This is a genomic window from Lysobacter terrestris (assembly GCF_014489475.1).
GTDB lineage: Bacteria > Pseudomonadota > Gammaproteobacteria > Xanthomonadales > Xanthomonadaceae > Agrilutibacter > Agrilutibacter terrestris.
This window is the reverse complement of sequence record NZ_CP060820.1, coordinates 2,529,885-2,545,818: the sequence shown is the minus strand read 5'-3', so window position 1 is coordinate 2,545,818 and position 15,934 is coordinate 2,529,885. Positions and strand designations below refer to the sequence as shown.

15 protein-coding genes and 1 pseudogene are annotated in these 15,934 nt (G+C 61.6%); 14 read left to right on the top strand and 2 right to left on the bottom strand.

Going from position 1 to position 15,934, the window contains the following annotated elements; genetic code table 11:
- Nucleotides 1–49 precede the first annotated feature (49 nt).
- From H8B22_RS11865 to H8B22_RS11805, 13 genes are all read left to right on the top strand, one after another.
- Nucleotides 50–316 carry a hypothetical protein gene (locus H8B22_RS11865; protein WP_187711621.1) on the top strand — a complete coding sequence of 89 codons (267 nt, stop codon included), beginning with the start codon at nt 50–52 and terminating at the stop codon, nt 314–316.
- A 224-nt stretch (nt 317–540) separates the two neighbouring features.
- Nucleotides 541–744, top strand: a complete 204-nt coding sequence (locus H8B22_RS11860; RefSeq protein ID WP_187711620.1) for a hypothetical protein — start codon at nt 541–543, stop codon at nt 742–744.
- Between the two features lie 150 nt (nt 745–894).
- Nucleotides 895–1,314 carry a hypothetical protein gene (locus H8B22_RS11855; RefSeq protein ID WP_187711619.1) on the top strand — a complete coding sequence of 140 codons (420 nt, stop codon included), beginning with the start codon at nt 895–897 and terminating at the stop codon, nt 1,312–1,314.
- Between the two features lie 334 nt (nt 1,315–1,648).
- Nucleotides 1,649–2,071 (top strand): DUF7684 family protein, encoded by a 423-nt coding sequence (locus H8B22_RS11850; RefSeq protein ID WP_455423534.1) that lies wholly within the window; start codon nt 1,649–1,651, stop codon nt 2,069–2,071.
- A gap of 473 nt (nt 2,072–2,544) precedes the next feature.
- Nucleotides 2,545–2,928 (top strand): hypothetical protein, encoded by a 384-nt coding sequence (locus H8B22_RS11845; protein WP_187711617.1) that lies wholly within the window; start codon nt 2,545–2,547, stop codon nt 2,926–2,928.
- Between the two features lie 1,503 nt (nt 2,929–4,431).
- Nucleotides 4,432–5,016, top strand: a complete 585-nt coding sequence (locus tag H8B22_RS11840; RefSeq protein WP_225876195.1) for a hypothetical protein — start codon at nt 4,432–4,434, stop codon at nt 5,014–5,016.
- Between the two features lie 573 nt (nt 5,017–5,589).
- A complete protein-coding gene (locus H8B22_RS11835) occupies nt 5,590–6,027 on the top strand; it encodes a hypothetical protein (protein WP_187711616.1) in 438 nt (145 codons plus the stop codon).
- Nucleotides 6,028–6,105: 78 nt separating this feature from the next.
- Nucleotides 6,106–6,621, top strand: coding sequence for a hypothetical protein (locus H8B22_RS11830; protein WP_187711615.1), 516 nt, complete (start codon nt 6,106–6,108; stop codon nt 6,619–6,621).
- A gap of 82 nt (nt 6,622–6,703) precedes the next feature.
- Complete coding sequence (locus tag H8B22_RS11825) at nt 6,704–7,033, top strand: hypothetical protein (RefSeq protein ID WP_187711614.1); 330 nt, start codon at nt 6,704–6,706, stop codon at nt 7,031–7,033.
- Nucleotides 7,034–7,102: 69 nt separating this feature from the next.
- Entirely contained in the window at nt 7,103–7,372 is a 270-nt protein-coding gene (locus tag H8B22_RS11820; RefSeq protein ID WP_187711613.1) for a hypothetical protein, read from the top strand.
- A gap of 1,781 nt (nt 7,373–9,153) precedes the next feature.
- Nucleotides 9,154–9,612, top strand: coding sequence for a GNAT family N-acetyltransferase (locus tag H8B22_RS11815; protein WP_187711612.1), 459 nt, complete (start codon nt 9,154–9,156; stop codon nt 9,610–9,612).
- 187 nt (nt 9,613–9,799) lie between these two features.
- Nucleotides 9,800–11,893: a M13 family metallopeptidase gene (locus tag H8B22_RS11810; RefSeq protein ID WP_407060811.1), complete on the top strand. Its 2,094-nt coding sequence runs from the start codon at nt 9,800–9,802 to the stop codon at nt 11,891–11,893.
- 206 nt (nt 11,894–12,099) lie between these two features.
- Complete coding sequence (locus tag H8B22_RS11805; RefSeq protein ID WP_187711610.1) at nt 12,100–14,151, top strand: M13-type metalloendopeptidase; 2,052 nt, start codon at nt 12,100–12,102, stop codon at nt 14,149–14,151.
- Nucleotides 14,152–14,229: 78 nt separating this feature from the next.
- Here H8B22_RS11805 and H8B22_RS11800 read toward each other — a convergent pair whose 3' ends face one another.
- The gene (locus H8B22_RS11800) at nt 14,230–14,886 is read right to left on the bottom strand and encodes a rhomboid family intramembrane serine protease (protein ID WP_187711609.1); all 657 of its coding nucleotides are present in this window, start codon (nt 14,884–14,886) and stop codon (nt 14,230–14,232) included.
- A gap of 195 nt (nt 14,887–15,081) precedes the next feature.
- Nucleotides 15,082–15,453 (bottom strand): annotated as a pseudogene (locus H8B22_RS11795) (MGMT family protein); the annotation flags it as partial.
- Between the two features lie 33 nt (nt 15,454–15,486).
- Between H8B22_RS11795 and H8B22_RS11790 the strand changes: the two are divergent.
- Complete coding sequence (locus H8B22_RS11790) at nt 15,487–15,894, top strand: type III secretion system chaperone family protein (protein WP_187711607.1); 408 nt, start codon at nt 15,487–15,489, stop codon at nt 15,892–15,894.
- Nucleotides 15,895–15,934: the final 40 nt, after the last annotated feature.

The following is a 15,934-nucleotide window of genomic DNA, read 5'->3' as shown; positions in this document are numbered from 1 at the left end:
TCAAGCCGAAGCCGCTTCGCGGCTCGGCTTAACTCAGGCGTTAGGCCGCATGAAGAAAGTTATCGCAAATTTGATTACCGTTCTCGGATCGTTAGTCGCGCTTACCGGACTAATCGACACGCCACTACTCCGGGATCAACTCCCGATCTCCTTCATGCTTCCCAACAACGGCCAAGCCTCCCATCAGTTCTTTCGGATGGCTCCGGCTGAGTCACAAGGTCCGGATTATTTGCCTTACCTTCTTCTCATTCTTGGGGTCGCAATGTTCATTGCTGGCACAATTTTGCGCCGCAAGCTGCGCGGCACTGCGGCCTAACAATTCATTCAAGCCGAAGCCGCTTCGCGGCTCGGCTTAATTCAGGCGTTAGGCCGCTCATGGCAAATCCATCGCAACTCAAAGAGATTGCTCAAGAGCTCCGGCGGCTGCAGCAGTCCTCTCCTGTATCCCGCGACGGTTTAGACAGTTGGTACGCGGCTGGGCGTCGGTTCGTTGAGTGGCAACACTCCACATTCCCGGATGTGCAGTTGCCACCGCGCGTCATGTTCTACCTGCACGACGCTGACATTCGGGTCAAAGATCCCGAGTACCGGAAAGAGCAAGATGAGGCTCTGGGTGAGATTATTGCCAGTCTGGAGCAAGGGATTGTTCCCGAGCCGTCCGGGCAAACCATTACCGTGCATCCACGTTGGCTTGGCGCCATAGCTTTGGTGATACTTGCCGTCGTCGTTTGGGTCGCCCGGTGACGCGGCCTAACAATTCATTCAACCGGAAGCCGCTTCGCGGCTCCGGTTAATTCAGGCGTTAGGGCGCACATGACACATCTTCGCCACTGGTTGCTTGTCACAGCTTTGACTGTCCCGGCCACTGTGCACGGCCAACAGCCCGCCGATATCGTGAGCGAGTTCTATCGCAGGGCGCTGCACCCAACCAAACAAGAGATTGCAGCGCCCAGGTTCTCTCCGGTGCTGCCATTGCTGGGCCAAGAGCTGGCTAAAGCCCTCACTGCATTTGTTGCATATGAAAGGGCCTGTGCTCGCATTACCCCTCCTGATATGAAGCCTCATATGATTGATCAGGACATTTTTATTCAGATCCCAGACGGTGCGCAGGAGCTCTTGACGACCTCGCAACAGCTCTACGGCGACGTCGCTCGTGTTTCGGCCACCCTGCGCTATGACACTCTGCAGTGGACTGACACGGTCCTTCTAGCCAATAGACATGGCAACTGGGTGATACTCAACATCCAATGGCAGGACGGATGGTCGCTCACTAAAAGGCTCACGGAGTTCGCGGGCCATCGGTGTGCGCCCTAACAATTCATTCAAGCCGAAGCCGCTTCGCGGCTCGGCTTAATTCAGGCGTTATACGGTGCTGGGATTGGCATCTCTGCTGGCCATTCCTCCGGCAAGCCCACGCGATCGTTGAGAGTCGGCTCTGGGCAGCATCCTGGCAAAGCCCCCTGCTTCGGGTACATCACGCGCCACAGGTTCCGGGTAGAGCCCCGTCCGGCAACTTGATACCGTATCGGCCAACCGCGGGGAGCGGCCGCCTTCGCTTCAGTTCGCCGGCATCTTGGCCAGCCCCGCATAACAATTCGTTCAAGCCGAAGCTGCTTCGCAGCTCGGCTTAACTCAGGCGTTAGGCCTCATGCCAAGCACTCCCACTTACATACATCTCGCTCGCGGCTCAACCCCACCAGACTTGGGTGCCCGATCGCCATTCCGCGCCGTAGTAATAGCGGAGCAAGCCGTCCCGACGGACTGGCAAGATGAGGTGAGCGATTGGCTCGTCCGTTCCGGCTGCCTGTTTATGATGGCTTGGGGCTATGGCTGCAGCTCCTGGGACGATTCCGTAGATATGGCAAACCTTCGAGCTTTTGATTACGGCGACATCCCGGATGACCAATTTGTCATGACCTCATGGCACGAGAACGAATCACTATCCGAGGTCTTCTCTTTCGCAAAGCACCATGCTGATCACGGCGAGGTCGAGCTACAGCGGACGGTACTTGTGCATATTGCTGCTAGCTCCCAAGAGCCATCTCTGCTGCAGGTCTACAATGAGGCCTAACAATTCATTCAAGCCGAAGCCGCTTCGCGGCTCGGCTTAATTCAGGCGTTAGGCCGCAGGAGGGGCAATGTCTAAGCGTTGGCGACTTTCGTGGGGGCGTTTCCTGTATGCAATGGCGCTATTGGCAATCGCGCCGACCTTGATCACGTGGGCCACGTCCCCGATTGATACTGCCGTTCTTATGCTATGGATCCTCTACGCGTCCGGGTTTGTGTTCTTCGCGCTTGGTTGGCACCGCCTGCGCCAAGAGGACGCGGCAAATCCGCTGCTGGTGTCCGACCTAGATCGTGCAAGAAAAGCGCTCTTAGGCAAGCCCTGGGTCGCAGTAGTCTGGTTCACGACAACACTAGTCGTTGTCCTGTCTCTTACCATCGGGTCTGCGTTGTATGGCGCTGCGGCCTAACAATTCATTCAAGCCGAAGCCGCTTCGCGGCTCGGCTTAATTCAGGCGTTAGGCCGCACAGGAGACCTTCTTGCAAGCCCTCAAGTTCTTTGCACTCTCGTCCTTGTCGGTAATCGCATTTGATGCGGTCGCATCTGTTGCGTCCTTGGGGCTTGGCTTTCCCTACTCGTATGCCACCTTGGGGTCTGCTGCCCTCTACATCGTGTTCGCATACTTCGCCGCTCGGATGTTCGGCTTCTGGCCTGCACTGTTGCTCGGCGCGGTAATGGGCATCACCGACGTTACGCTTGGCTGGGCCGTCTCTTGGGCCATTGGTCCTGGCCGCGTTTCCGGTGTCACTCTCACACCGTCGGTCTGGGTCTATACCGCAGTATTCGCGATAGTCTTAGGTGCAATTTTTGGGCTTATTGGCGGCGGCATTGGCGCCCTCACAAGGTGGCGGCGTGCGGCCTAACAATTCATTCAAGCCGAAGCCGCTTCGCGGCTCGGCTTAATTCAGGCGTTAGGCCGCGTTGGAAGTGGGGAGTGTCGTGGGTCAAGCGCGGGCCGGTCGCTGTCGTCCAACGTGCATCGCTTCGCTTGGCACCACGCATCGAGCGCTTTCGGTAAGGCCCGCGGTACAGTCTTTCGGCAAGGCCACAGTCGGTCAGTCCATCGCCGCCGCGGCCTAACAATTCATTCAAGCCGAAGCCGCTTCGCGGCTCGGCTTAATTCAGGCGTTAGCCCTCATGCCCAACCTACTCCGCATAGCGTGCATCATCGCAATAGCAACTGGCGTTGCCTTGGCGTGCCTCGCGCCGCTGTACGAGACAGGACTTGCTCGTTACACGACTCCCCTCATCTGCCTGGGCATAGTCACTTGCTTGCTTCTCTTCATGCGTCGCAAACCTTGGACCTGGCGGTGGGTTCAGTCTTTCTCGTTCTTCGTCCCACTCATCACCATCCTGTTCCCGCCAACCGCGGAGTTCTATGGCCAGTACACTTCATTGGCCATGGTTCTTTACATAGTTGAGGGAGCAGCCTTTGTCACAATCCTGGCGCATCTGCTCCGGTCTCAGTCCACCAAGCAGTGGTTCACCGCAACCCCCTGAGGGCTAACAATTCATTCAAGCCGAAGCCGCTTCGCGGCTCGGCTTAATTCAGGCGTTATACGGTGCTGGGACGGCATTGCCGGCGCCTGCATCTAGGCCACCCTGTCGCATCGTTCGCAGTCGGCTCCGGCAAGTGGCCTTTGCCGCTCTCGCCATCGGAAGGTCGCTCGGCTTCGGCCTTGAGCGGACGGCTCGCGGTGCTCCCATTGCCCTGCTCCTTCGGTTACTACTCGCATCACGGGTTCCGGGTAGAGCCCCGTCCGGCAACTTGATACCGTAACGGTCACCAGTAGCTATCGGGGGGGCTGCATTCCAATGTCTCGGGCATCTCCGCCAGCCCCGTATAACTACGCACTCAACCCGAAGCCGCTTCGCGGCTCGGGTTACCTTGAGCGTTAGGCCCGTGTCTACAATTTCTCCTATACCTGTGCCCTTCGTTGACGACTCCATCAAGGTTGTCGGCGTTCATTGGAGCGACGAAAGGCCCACACAGATCGAGGTGCTCTCCAAGCGCACCGACCGTAGGTTCGTTGTGGAGTTTGATTCTGTGGTTGGGCTGCGGGTGCTGCACGAGCTTGACCTCGCGGGCGTCTGGATGAGTTCTGACAGACAAGCACTGGGATCAACGTGGCTTTTCGAGGTTAGTGCCGGCGGCTAGTTTGAGCTCGAGTCAACCCGCGACGACTTCTATGCCAAGCATCAAGACACCCGGCCTTTTGAGTTCATAATCGCGGCGTATCAGGAGTGCGTGTCTGTCCTTTCCACGTCGCACCCCAAGGTCTTTGAGTCCACCGGGCCACGGGCCTAACAATTCATTCAAGCCGAAGCCGCTTCGCGGCTCGGCTTAATTCAGGCGTTAGATCTCCATGGAAGTTTCCGCAAGCGACGTCCAAGGCCGAGCCCAGGTCTCTCGCCTTGCAGCTACTGACCCTAAGGCTGCGCTCAAGCTAGCTGGCACCATTGCTCATGCCTGGTATCGGTGCCAATCTCTCACGGCTGCTGCGGAACAACTCCGCGGCAAAGATCAACTGGCCGCGCTTTCCAAAGCTTTCGCCGCAGCCAAAGAGCAGAGCGAGCCAAATCGAGTCGTTACAGTTGCTTCCTGGCCGGTTGGAGCCCTGGCCAAGGTCAACCCGCAACTGGCTTCAGAGTGGGCCGCGGAACTGGTGACCATTGCGGATACTGAACCGCACAACCTCAGACGAGCGCATGCTCTCCAGACCTTGGCCTTCAAAACATCGCCCTATCCTGAGGTTCTTGGTCTTGTTACTCCTGCCCTAGCAGTGGCGTTGCTTGGGGGCAATGGCCCGCGCATTGATCGGGTCATTCGAGATACTTTTGAGCTAGTTCGCTCTACCCACCCTCACCTGCTTCGAGAGCTAGCCCTGCACCACAAGGCTAATCAGCAACAGCAAAAGCTCCTTGCCTCACTTCCAGGCGCGGAGATCTAACAATTCATTCAAGCCGAAGCCGCTTCGCGGCTCGGCTTAATTCAGGCGTTAGGCAGCATGTCCAGATCTCTAGCGACCGTCAGGCAAATCTCAGAAGCAGAAGTGGCTGTCATTGAGCGTGCGCTTGCCGTGGCGGCAACTGACGAGTCCGCGGCTGCACTTAGCTCGTCGGTCCGGGCGCTTCAGGTCGTCGGCCGGTGCGAGTGCGGATGCGCCTCTGTGGATTTTTGCAGGCCAGGGCCAGATCAAGTTGCCCACATGGTCGCTGATGCGGTTGCAAAAGCTCCTAGTGGTGAGGACATTGGGCTCATCATTTGGGCGCTCAATGGCCACCTCTCGGGGCTAGAGGTATACAGCTACACAGACAACCCGGCACCGCTTCCGGTAGTGGCTTCTATCTCTGGGTATGGCAGCAACACGGATGCTGCCTAACAATTCATTCAAGCCGAAGCCGCTTCGCGGCTCGGCTTAATTCAGGCGTTAGGGCTCATATTGAAGATCATCGCAATCCTAGCCATCGCTCTGGGAGCTTCTGCCGCTCCAGACACGACTGTAGTTCCAAAGGAACTACGAGTGTCGTTTGTCGGCTATGGTCCTGCACGCATTGGCATGACGCGTAAAGAATTGGAGCAGGCTATTGGTAGCAAGCTCGTCGGCCAGTACCCGGACGCAGATGAGATGGGCTGTGACTACGTAGCGCCGGAGACCGGGCACGACGCCTTGAGCTTCATGCTCGTCAACGAGCGCCTTGTTCGCATTGACGTCTCGAGCTCAGGGGTTAAAACCATCTCTGGGGCACAGGTCGGGGACGCACAGGACTCCGTTCTCGCCCTATACCGCGACCGCATACAAATCACACCCCATCACTACACCGCACCCGATGGCTCTTACCTCACCATGTATTCGCCAAACCGTAAATACGGCATGCGGTTTGAGACAGATCACGGGGTGGTTACTACCTACTACGCGGGTACAGCGGAAGCTATTCAGTACGTAGAGGGCTGCCTGTGAGCCCTAACAATTCATTCAAGCCGAAGCCGCTTCGCGGCTCGGCTTAATTCAGGCGCTAGGCCGCACAGGAGGAATTTCGTGAGCCGAGAAGATGTAGTCGCTGTCGCTGTCCGTCTGTTTTCGATCTACGTTCTCTTCAACATACTTCGGAACGTTCCCAGCGCGGCGCAAATCCTGACTGGCCCCGGCGGAAAGGAATGGGCCGGGGTTTATGCTGCGGTCCTTGCGGCAGGTATCTTACTCTGCGCCTTCTTGTGGTTTTTTCCGCTATCCATTGCCAGGAGACTCCTGCCAGTGATGCGAGAGCCTCGCTCCGAGGAGGTTATTGGCGCCCCTATCGCACTCTCACTTGGCCTCGTACTCATCGGGGTATGGCTATTTGCATACTCTATTGCCGATGCATCGTACTGGCTCACACTTTTCATCAAGTCCAAGCAAGTCACAGACGCCACCGGAACCTCCGTTGAGTGGAGTCACGAGCAGATTGCTGGCATCGTTGCGACCCTAGTTCAGCTAGTTCTTTCCGTATGGCTAGTACTTGGCAACTCAGGTTTGCGGCGCCTGATCTACAAGTATCGTTACGGACAAGCCTAGGTGCGGCCTAACAATTCATTCAAGCCGAAGCCGCTTCGCGGCTCGGCTTAATTCAGGCGTTAGGCCGCTAGGATGAGCCTCTATGACCATCGCGACTCAAATACTAGAGATATTGGCCCTGCTGCTGTTTCTTGCGGGCTGCGTCCTTCTTCACGTCCGTCTTCGGCGCTTTAGCAGCCTTTCGCTTTTGATCTCCATCCCCGCCTTTGTGGCATGGCTCTTCTGGGGCCAGGATGTTTTCCTTCGCGCCGTTCCAGCCGCACTGGGCACCGGAACGGCCAGTGACTTGCGGGATCTCGGACAGTGGCTGTCCGTTGCAACCATTATCAGCGCAGTCCTCCTAGTATGGCTCGCCACATCATTTTTTCTCACAGTTAAGGCCGTGCGCCCCACTTCTCGGCACGCGGCCTAACAATTCATTCAAGCCGAAGCCGCTTCGCGGCTCGGCTTAATTCAGGCGTTAGGCGGCACAGGAGGGTTCATGAGCGCATTTGATTTTTCAGTCGTGCTGGTCAGATTTGCCAGCTTTTTGATGATTGTCTTTGGCATCATGTCTTTTGTGTTCTGTGTAGTCGCCTTTTTGCTTATCGCGTCTACACCACCGGACACCGTGTTTCAGTTGCTCAAAAACTCTGCTTGGCCAAGCGCTCTAATGGCACCGATCGACATTGCCGTTGGCCTTATCGGCCTGAGAGCCTCTCCCAGAATTGCTCGTTTTCTATGCAAGGGCAGCGCCGCAAGTGCCGCCTAACAATTCGTTCAAGCCGAACCCGCTTCGCGGCTTCGTCTTGAACTCCTCGCAATTTGCCGTCGCCTCGCCCACCGGTTCTTCCCGCTGCGGGTCGGCTTAACTCAGGCGTTAGGGGGCAGACCGCGTGAAGCAGCAACTCGTAGCGATAGGAGCCGCAATGGGGATGTTTGTCGTCACCCTCCTCCCGTTTGCGTTTGTCTACTTCCTGATGGCGATGTTCTTGTTCTCGGGACACGGCAGCTCCCCTGCTTTTTCCGACGCGCTTGGCTACCTCTGGCTAGCCCTGTCTTTCGCCGTCCCGCTGTGGGCAGCCGTCGCTAGCTATCGCAAAGTCATCTCTGGGGACTCGGATGCTTCCGCTGCCCCCTAACAATTCATTCAAGCCGAAGCCGCTTCGCGGCTCGGCTTAATTCAGGCGTTAGGCCGCGGGGAAAGCTCCATGGCGATTCGAGTAATGACCTTGCTGGCGGCACTGATTCTTTCGGCATGTGCTGCTACACGGCCATCCCTCCCGCCACCACCCGAGCAGCCGACCATCCAATTGGACGACGCCGAGTGCATTTGCTGCAATGACCCACCAATCACGCCTCAGGCGGATCCAACGGATGGCAGCCAAGCACCTCCGCCCGCTGCCTAACAATTCATTCAAGCCGAAGCCGCTTCGCGGCTCGGCTTAATTCAGGCGTTAGATGGTTATGGGGAGATCTATGCGTTTTGTACTTTGCCTTCTCGTTTGTCTGACCGGTTGTGCAACGACCGCACCAACAATCACTTACACCGATCCTAGTGCTGGATCGAGCGGCGCTGTCCTTGTAAAGGAAGTCTGCCTAGGCCAAGGCCGTGGGCTCGTGCACCTTGAAGGTGTTGACTCAACTGTATTCAAGCGGTTCGAGACGCAAAGGCTCATTGTCGCGCCTGGCGAGCACACGATCAGGGTTCTCTATATGGCACCGGGGGCTTCGTGGAACGTTTCCGGGGAAGGTATTACTTCAATCACCCACAAGTTTGAGGCAGGTAGCGCATATATCGTTCGCTACCGCCGGACCGACCCAAAGAACTACAAGGTTTGGGTGGAGCCAATTGATGCCGCTCGCACCGAGATCCCAAATTCGGTTTGCCTGCAGCCGGCATTTGAAGACTCACGCTACTGGCAGTAACCATCTAACAATTCATTCAAGCCGAAGCCGCTTCGCGGCTCGGCTTAGTTCAGGCGTTAGGCCCCATTCGCAAGTTCAGAGGAACTGTGAGCAATCTCCTTCGCGGCACGGCACTTGGCATCGTGGCGTTAGGTCTCACAGCCTGTACCAGCAAGAGTCCTGGACCGCTTGAGGGCACATGGAGAATGACAGACCCATTTCCGGTGACCGTGTCTTTCCGTCATGGTCAAGTGGAGTCCATGGGTACCATCAAGAGAGTTTCTTACAAGACGTATTGGAACGATGTCTTGGTTACGTATGAAGATGGCGCCAACAAGGGCTCTACCTTCCGGTACACGGTGATTGGCGCTGATACCATTCGCTCAGATTCGGGCACGTTTCACCGGGTGCGGTGATGGGCCTAACAATTCATTCAAGCCGACGCCGCTCCACGGATCGGCTTAGTTCATTCGCCAAGCCCACGGACTTGAATAAGGAGATTCTCGTGCGCAACGCATTCGCTATCTATGCAATGTTGCTGGCCAGTTCCCATTGTTTTGCTGAGGACAGACCAGGGAAACCCGTCAAGGATTCCAACCATGAGCAAATCCCCACGGCTTCATGGGGCGGCCTGCGCACCTGACAATGGAAATCACGATTCGCCCGGGAATTGAAGCGGACGCGCCTGCGATCAGCGGCCTGATCATCGGCCTTTCCCACTTCTACATTGCCGACCCGGCAAGCCCGGACGCGCAGGATTTCCTCGCCACACTTGCCCCGGAAGCGGTGTCAGCACGCATCACTGCGCCCAACTTCCGCCACTACGTCGCGATGGACGATACGCAGCTGTGCGGTTTCGCGGCGGTACGCGACGGCTCGCATCTGTATCACCTGTTTGTCCGTTCCGACCTGCATGGGCGGGGGCTGGCGCGTGCCTTGTGGCTGCGCATCCTGGCAGACCTTGAAGGCGTGGAGCGCTTCACGGTGAATTCCTCCCTGTTCGCGGTCCCGGTCTACGAGCGGCTGGGTTTCGTCGCCACGGCCGCGCCGCAAACCGATGCCGTCCCGGCCTTCGTCTCCATGGCCTATCGCCGGGGCAGCTGAGGAAGGAGGTGCGACCCCATCCGCCCAAGCACCCCTGCTCCAGGCCTGAACCGGGCGGCGCCCACCCCACCACCCCGGCCCTGACTTTCGACACCCGCCGGAACCGCGCCAGCCGGTTAATGTCGGCGTTCGCCCCGGTCCCGGGGCCTAGCCGTGTCCGCCGGAGCCCGTTTACAACATGAATCCCGTGAAGAAGCCCCAAGTCCTGCTGTTGTCCCTCGCCGTCACCGCCGCCCTGGCGGGCTGCGGCAAGAAGGAAGAAGCCGCCTCCTCGCCGGCCCCGGCCGCCACCGCCGAAGCCGCGTTCACGCTGGACGAGAGCAAGCTGCCGCCGGTCAACCGCTTCGCGATCGGCGACCTGGACGCCACCAAGGACGCCTGCACGGACTTCGGCGGCTACGTCAACGGCAAGTGGCTCGCGGCCAATGCCATCCCGGGCGACCGCAGCTCGTGGGGTGCGTTCGAGATGCTCGACGAGCGCTCGCAGGGCGTGCAGCGCCAGCTGGCCGAGCAGGCCGCGGCGATGAGCAACGCCACTGGCGTGGAAAAGATCGTCGGTGACTTCTACGCCACCGGCATGGACTCGGCGAAGATCAACGCGCAGGGCATCGAACCGCTGAAGTCGCGTCTCGACGCCATCGCCGCGCTCGACAGCCAGGACAAGATCGCCGACTACCTGCGCACCAGCGCTGCGCAGGGCGAGAACGTGCTGTTCGGCTTCGGCCCGGAAGCGGACTTCAAGGATTCCAAGAACAACATCGCCTACGCCGCGCAGGGCGGCTTGGGCCTGCCCGACAAGGGCTACTACTTCGACGCCGACAAGAAGGAAAAGCTCGCGGCGTACGAGCAGCACGTGGCCAAGGTGCTCGAGCTGTCGGGCGTGGCCGCCGCCGATGCCGCCAAGCAGGCCAAGGACGTGATCGCGTTCGAGACCCGCCTGGCCAAGGTGTCGAAGTCGAGCGAGGAACTCTCGCGCGACGTCTCGCTGTACTACAACCCGGTCAGCCCGGCCGACGCCGACAAGCTGGCGCCGAACTTCGCGTGGACCAAGTTCTTCGAATCGCAGGGCGTCGCGGTGCCGAAGATGTTCTCGCTGTCGATCCCGGCTTTCCACGCCGAAGTCAGCAAGATGCTGGCCGACGTGCCGGCCGCGCAGTGGCAGAGCTACCTGCGCTTCCACACCGTCGACAAGGCCTCGCCGTTCCTGTCCGATGCCTTCGTGCAGGAGAACTACGAGTTCTACGACAAGACGCTGAAGGGCCAGAAGGAACTGAAGGAACGCGGCAAGCGCGTGCTCGACACGGTCGAGAACCAGGCCGGCGAAGCGCTGGGCCAGATGTACGTCAAGGTCGCCTTCTCGCCGGAATCCAAGGCGCGCATGCAGGAGCTGGTGAAGAACCTGTCCGAGGCGCTCAAGGCGCGCATCGAGAAGCTCGACTGGATGGGCGACGAGACCAAGAAGAAGGCCATGGAGAAGTGGGCCAGCTTCACCCCGAAGATCGGCTACCCGGACAAGTGGCGCGACTGGACCGGCCTGGCCACCTCGCGCGACAGCTACATCGGCAACGTGCTGGCGGCCAACCAGTTCAACTACAAGTGGCAGCTGGGCAAGATCGGCAAGCCGGTCGACCGCACCGAGTGGGGCATGCCGCCGCAGATGGTGAACGCCTACTACAACCCGCTGCAGAACGAGATCGTGTTCCCGGCCGCGATCCTGCAGCCGCCGTTCTTCGATCCCAACGCCGACGACGCCACCAACTACGGCGGCATCGGCGCGGTGATCGGCCACGAGATGACCCACGGTTACGACGACCAGGGCAGCCGCTTCGGTGCCACCGGCAACTTCGAGAACTGGTGGAGCGACGCCGACGCCAAGGGCTTCTCCAGCCGTACCGACAAGCTGATCAACCAGTTCAACGGTTACGAAGCCGCGCCGGGCGCGCACGTCAACGGCAAGCTGACCCTGGGCGAGAACATCGCCGACCTCGGCGGCCTGGCCACGGCCTATGACGCGATGAAGAAGGCGACGGAAGGCAAGGACGACCCGAAGACCGACGGCCTGACCCGCGACCAGCGCTTCTTCCTCAACTGGGGCACGGTGTGGCGCCGCAATTTCACCCCGGAAGCGCTGAAGGTGCGCCTCGCCACCGATCCGCACGCGCCGGCGAACTTCCGCGCGATCGGCGCGCCGTCGAACCTGCCGGCGTTCGCCGCGGCGTTCTCGTGCAAGGCGGGGCAGCCGATGGTGCGTGAAGGCGACAAGCAGGTGGTCATCTGGTGATCGGTTGACCACCGAACGAAGGTAAGGCCGCCGGTCTCCGGCGGCCGACCCGAAGGCCCGGTACCTCGTCGTCCGGGCCTTCTTTTTTGCCTGTTTTTTGCCCATGTCGGGCAAAGGCCGCGACCAGCGTGCGCGGTTGCGCGGCCAGTCATGACGTTCGCAGGACCCTTGTTACACTCGGGCGCCCTTCCCCCATGGACCCGGCGATGCCTTCACTACGCCCGCTCGCATATGCCCTGCTCGTCACCCTGGTCGCCGGCAGCGCGACGCCCGACGCGCACGCGGCGAAGAAGAAATCCGGCAAGGCCAAGGCGCCGGCCGCCAGCACCAACGCGTGCAGCGACTTCTACGCCCATGCGAACAGCGCCTGGCTGAAGTCGAACACGCTGTTGCCGGGCGTGCCCGCGTTGTCGGCGATGGAGCAGCTCGGCGATCGCACGCGCCGGCAGCAGGTCGAACTGCTCGACGCGGCCGCGCTCGCGCCGCGCGGCAACGTGCAGAAGCTGCTCGGCGACTTCTGGGCCAGCGGCCTGGACGAAGCGGCGGTCGAGCGCGACGGTGCCGCGCCCGTCGCCCCGCTGCTGGGTCGCATCAACGCCATCAAGAAGGCCGGCGACGTCTCGGCTTCGATCGCGGCGCTGCACCAGGTCGGCATTCCCGTCGCCTTCAACTTCGGCGCCGACATCGACCTCAACGACCTCAACCGCCACATCGGCTACTTCAGCCAGGGCGGGCTGGGCCTGCCCGATCCGGCGTACTACACCCGCGGCGACGCCGACACGCGCACCCTGCTGGGCCTGTACAACGGCTACGTGCAGAAGATCCTCGTGCTCACCGGCACGCCTGCGGACAAGGCCGCCGCCGAAGCGCAACAGGTGATCGACCTGGAGACGCGCATCGCCCAGGCGAGCAAGCCGCTGGTCGAGCTGCGCAGTCCGCGTGCGAACTACGCGCCGGTGCCCGTGGCCGGGCTCGGCAAGACCTACCGCAAGCTGCAGCTGGCCGAGTTCCTCAAGGCGCAGGGCGTGAAGGACGATGCGGTGTCGATCGCCAATCCGCAGCTGTTCGCGCAGCTCGACAAGCTCGTCGGCTCGCTGAAGCCGGCGCAGTGGAAGACCTACCTGCGCTGGCGCGTCGGCGACGCGATGGCGCCGTACATGGCCAAGCCGTGGCGCGACGCCAGCTTCGACTTCCGCGGCCGCGTTCTCGGCGCGCAGGCGACGGCGCCGAGCCGGCAGCAGGTGGTGCTCGATGCGATCAACCTCGCCGCCGGGCCGATGCTCGGCCACGAATACGTCGCCCGCTACCTGCCGCCGGCAACGCGCGCGCGCGCGGAAGAAATCGCGACGGAAGTGCGCACGGCGCTGGCCGACGCGGCCGCGAGCGATCCGCGCCTGGGTGACGCGGCGAAGGCGGAAGCCGAGGCGAAGATCGAGGCGCTGAAGATCGAAGTCGGCGCGCCGCGCCGCGACCTCGACTACTCCGTGCAACCGATGGGACGCGGCAGCTTCGGCAGCAACATGCTGATCGCCTCCACCTGGCACCACCGCGAAGAGATGAAGCGCATCGGTCGCGGCAACGCCGACCGCCGCTGGGACGTGCTGCCGCAGCAGCCGGCACTGGCCTACGACCTGGCCGGCAACCGGTTGATCGTCACCGCGGCCGTGCTGCAGCCACCGGTGCTGGATCCGGCGGACACGCTGGCCGCGCAATACGGTGCGTTCGGCGCGCTGGCCGGGCGCGAACTGAGCCATGCCATCGACAACAAGGGCCGACTGGTGGACGCCAAGGCCGAACTGCGCGACTGGTGGTCGCCGGCCGAAGCCGCGGCGTGGGATGCACTCGGCAGCCGCTTCGTCGCGCAGTACTCCGGCTATGCCGTGCCGCTCGCGGGCGGCAAGCTCAACGGCAACCAGGTTCGCGATATTGCGATCGCCGACCAGGCCGGCGTCGAGCTGGCGTGGATCGCGTTCAACCGCACGCAGCCGATCGCAGCCAAGGACGCACGCCAGGCCTTCTTCAACGGCTGGGCGCACCTGTGGCCGCAGCAACTGACGAAGGAAGCGGCGGTGCAACTCGCCGCCAGCAGCGTCTATCCGCCGGGGCAGTGGCGCGTGAACGGTCCGCTGTACAACCTCGGCGGCTTCGGCGATGCGTTCGGTTGCAAGGCCGGCACGGCGATGCAGGCCAAGGCGGAGCAGCGCAATGCGTTGTGGCCGTCAGCCACACCGGCAGCGCCGGTGGCGGCGAAGAAGTAGCCTCAAGCGCCCCCTCGCAAAACAAGAACGGCGCGGAAGTTTCCGCGCCGTTCGCATTCATGCACTCGCAACAGGCCGTCAGCGCACGACGCGCATCCGCGGTCCGCGCGGCTTGCGCCCGAACGGCGGCTTCCCGCTCCAGTAGCGCAGCAGCAGCCACCCGAACAGCATGCCGCCCAGGTGCGCGAAGTGGGCGACGCCAGGCTGCCAGCCGTTCAGGCCGAGCAGCAGTTCGATCACGGCGTAGAGGATGACCAGCGTCCGCGCCTTCATCGGGATCGGCGGGAACAGCAGCATCACGCGCTGGTTCGGGAACATCAGGCCGTAGGCGAGCAGCAGGCCGAAGATGCCGCCGGATGCACCCAGCGTCGGATACGCCTCACCGCCCTGCGACAGCGTCCACCAGCCCACCAGCAGCTGGCACAGCGCCGCGCCGGCGACGCACACGAGGTAGTAGTTGAGGAAGCGCTTCGCGCCCCAGACGTATTCGATCTGCGAGCCGAACATCGCCAGCGTGAGCATGTTGAACGCGATGTGCGGCAGGTTGCCGTGCAGGAAGCTGTAGGTCAGCAGCTGCCAGGGCATGAAGCCCTGCGAGAACGGATTGCCGTCGATGCCGATCGGCCACAACGCCAGGGCCGAGAGCTGCTCGTCGCCCAGCAGCCACTGCAGCAGGAACATCAGGCCGTTGGCGATCAACAAGCCCTTGGTAACGGGGGGAAGTCGGGAGAACATCGGGCACCTCGGGGGAAGCCACATGGTACCGGGATTGGCGCGGTTGCCGGTGCGCGCCTGCCGACACGGTCAACGTCGCGCGATCGCCCGGGTGGTCTTGACTGCCTTCTTGACTGCCTTCTTGGCTGCCTTCTTGGCTGGCTTCTTCTTGGCTGCGCTCTTGCCAGCCTTGGCTCGCGGCGCCGGCGGCGGCGCGCCCCATACGGCCGCATCCAGCGCCTCCTCCGCGGTCACCGCCGCGCGCTGGCCGTGGACGCGCCCGTTCTCGACGACCACGCCTTCGCTGCGCAACCGCGCGCCCTGTTCACGCCATTCCGCGGAACCTTCGGGGAAGGCGATGCGGCCGTCGGAACGCAGCACGCGATGCCACGGCAGCTTGCGGTCTTCGTTCTGGCTCAGCAGCCGCGCCACCAGGCGTGCACGCCCCGGCAAACCGGCGCGACGGGCCACTTCGCCGTAACCGGCCACCTCGCCTTTCGGGATCGCGCGGATCGCCTGGAGTATGCGCTTGGTCGTGTCCACGTCCATCGCGGTAGCATAGCCGCCGATGCCGCGCGGGTCCTGCATGACCGATCGCGGCCAAGCCACAAGGAGCTTCCCGTGCGCAATTTCGAATCCATCCGCCGCCACGTCACCACTGCCTACAACGCGACGATGCATGACGAAGAGGTGATCTGCATCGAGCTGTCGCTGGAGAAGGGCACGCGGCACCAGTCGATCTTCCTCTCCGAACTCGACGACGACGACGGACGGCCCTACCTGCGCGTGAGCACGGCGATCGCGCCGACCACCGGCATGGACCCGCGGCGCGCACTCGCGTTCAACTGGCAGAGCGTGGTGGGCTACCTCGCCATCGGCGACCTCGACGGCGTGCCCTACCTGCAGCTGGTCGAGAACCGCCCGTACGAAGGCCTCGATGCCTCGGAAGTCGATCGCCTGGTGCTGGAGATCGGCGGGCTCGGCGACCGCATGGAGCGGATGATGTCGGCGGGTGGCGACCTGCTCTGATCCGCCGGGCTTCGCGGCCGGTCGCAGTGAAAGAAAAAGC

Coding starts and splice junctions, on each gene's coding strand:
- H8B22_RS11865 (WP_187711621.1), top strand. CDS start 50: ATGAAGAAAGTTATCGCAAATTTGATTACCGTTCTCGGATCGTTAGTC.
- H8B22_RS11805 (WP_187711610.1), top strand. CDS start 12,100: ATGCCTTCACTACGCCCGCTCGCATATGCCCTGCTCGTCACCCTGGTC.
- H8B22_RS11860 (WP_187711620.1), top strand. CDS start 541: ATGTTCTACCTGCACGACGCTGACATTCGGGTCAAAGATCCCGAGTAC.
- H8B22_RS11800 (WP_187711609.1), bottom strand. CDS start 14,886: ATGTTCTCCCGACTTCCCCCCGTTACCAAGGGCTTGTTGATCGCCAAC.
- H8B22_RS11840 (WP_225876195.1), top strand. CDS start 4,432: ATGGAAGTTTCCGCAAGCGACGTCCAAGGCCGAGCCCAGGTCTCTCGC.
- H8B22_RS11825 (WP_187711614.1), top strand. CDS start 6,704: ATGACCATCGCGACTCAAATACTAGAGATATTGGCCCTGCTGCTGTTT.
- H8B22_RS11820 (WP_187711613.1), top strand. CDS start 7,103: ATGAGCGCATTTGATTTTTCAGTCGTGCTGGTCAGATTTGCCAGCTTT.
- H8B22_RS11815 (WP_187711612.1), top strand. CDS start 9,154: ATGGAAATCACGATTCGCCCGGGAATTGAAGCGGACGCGCCTGCGATC.
- H8B22_RS11850 (WP_455423534.1), top strand. CDS start 1,649: ATGCCAAGCACTCCCACTTACATACATCTCGCTCGCGGCTCAACCCCA.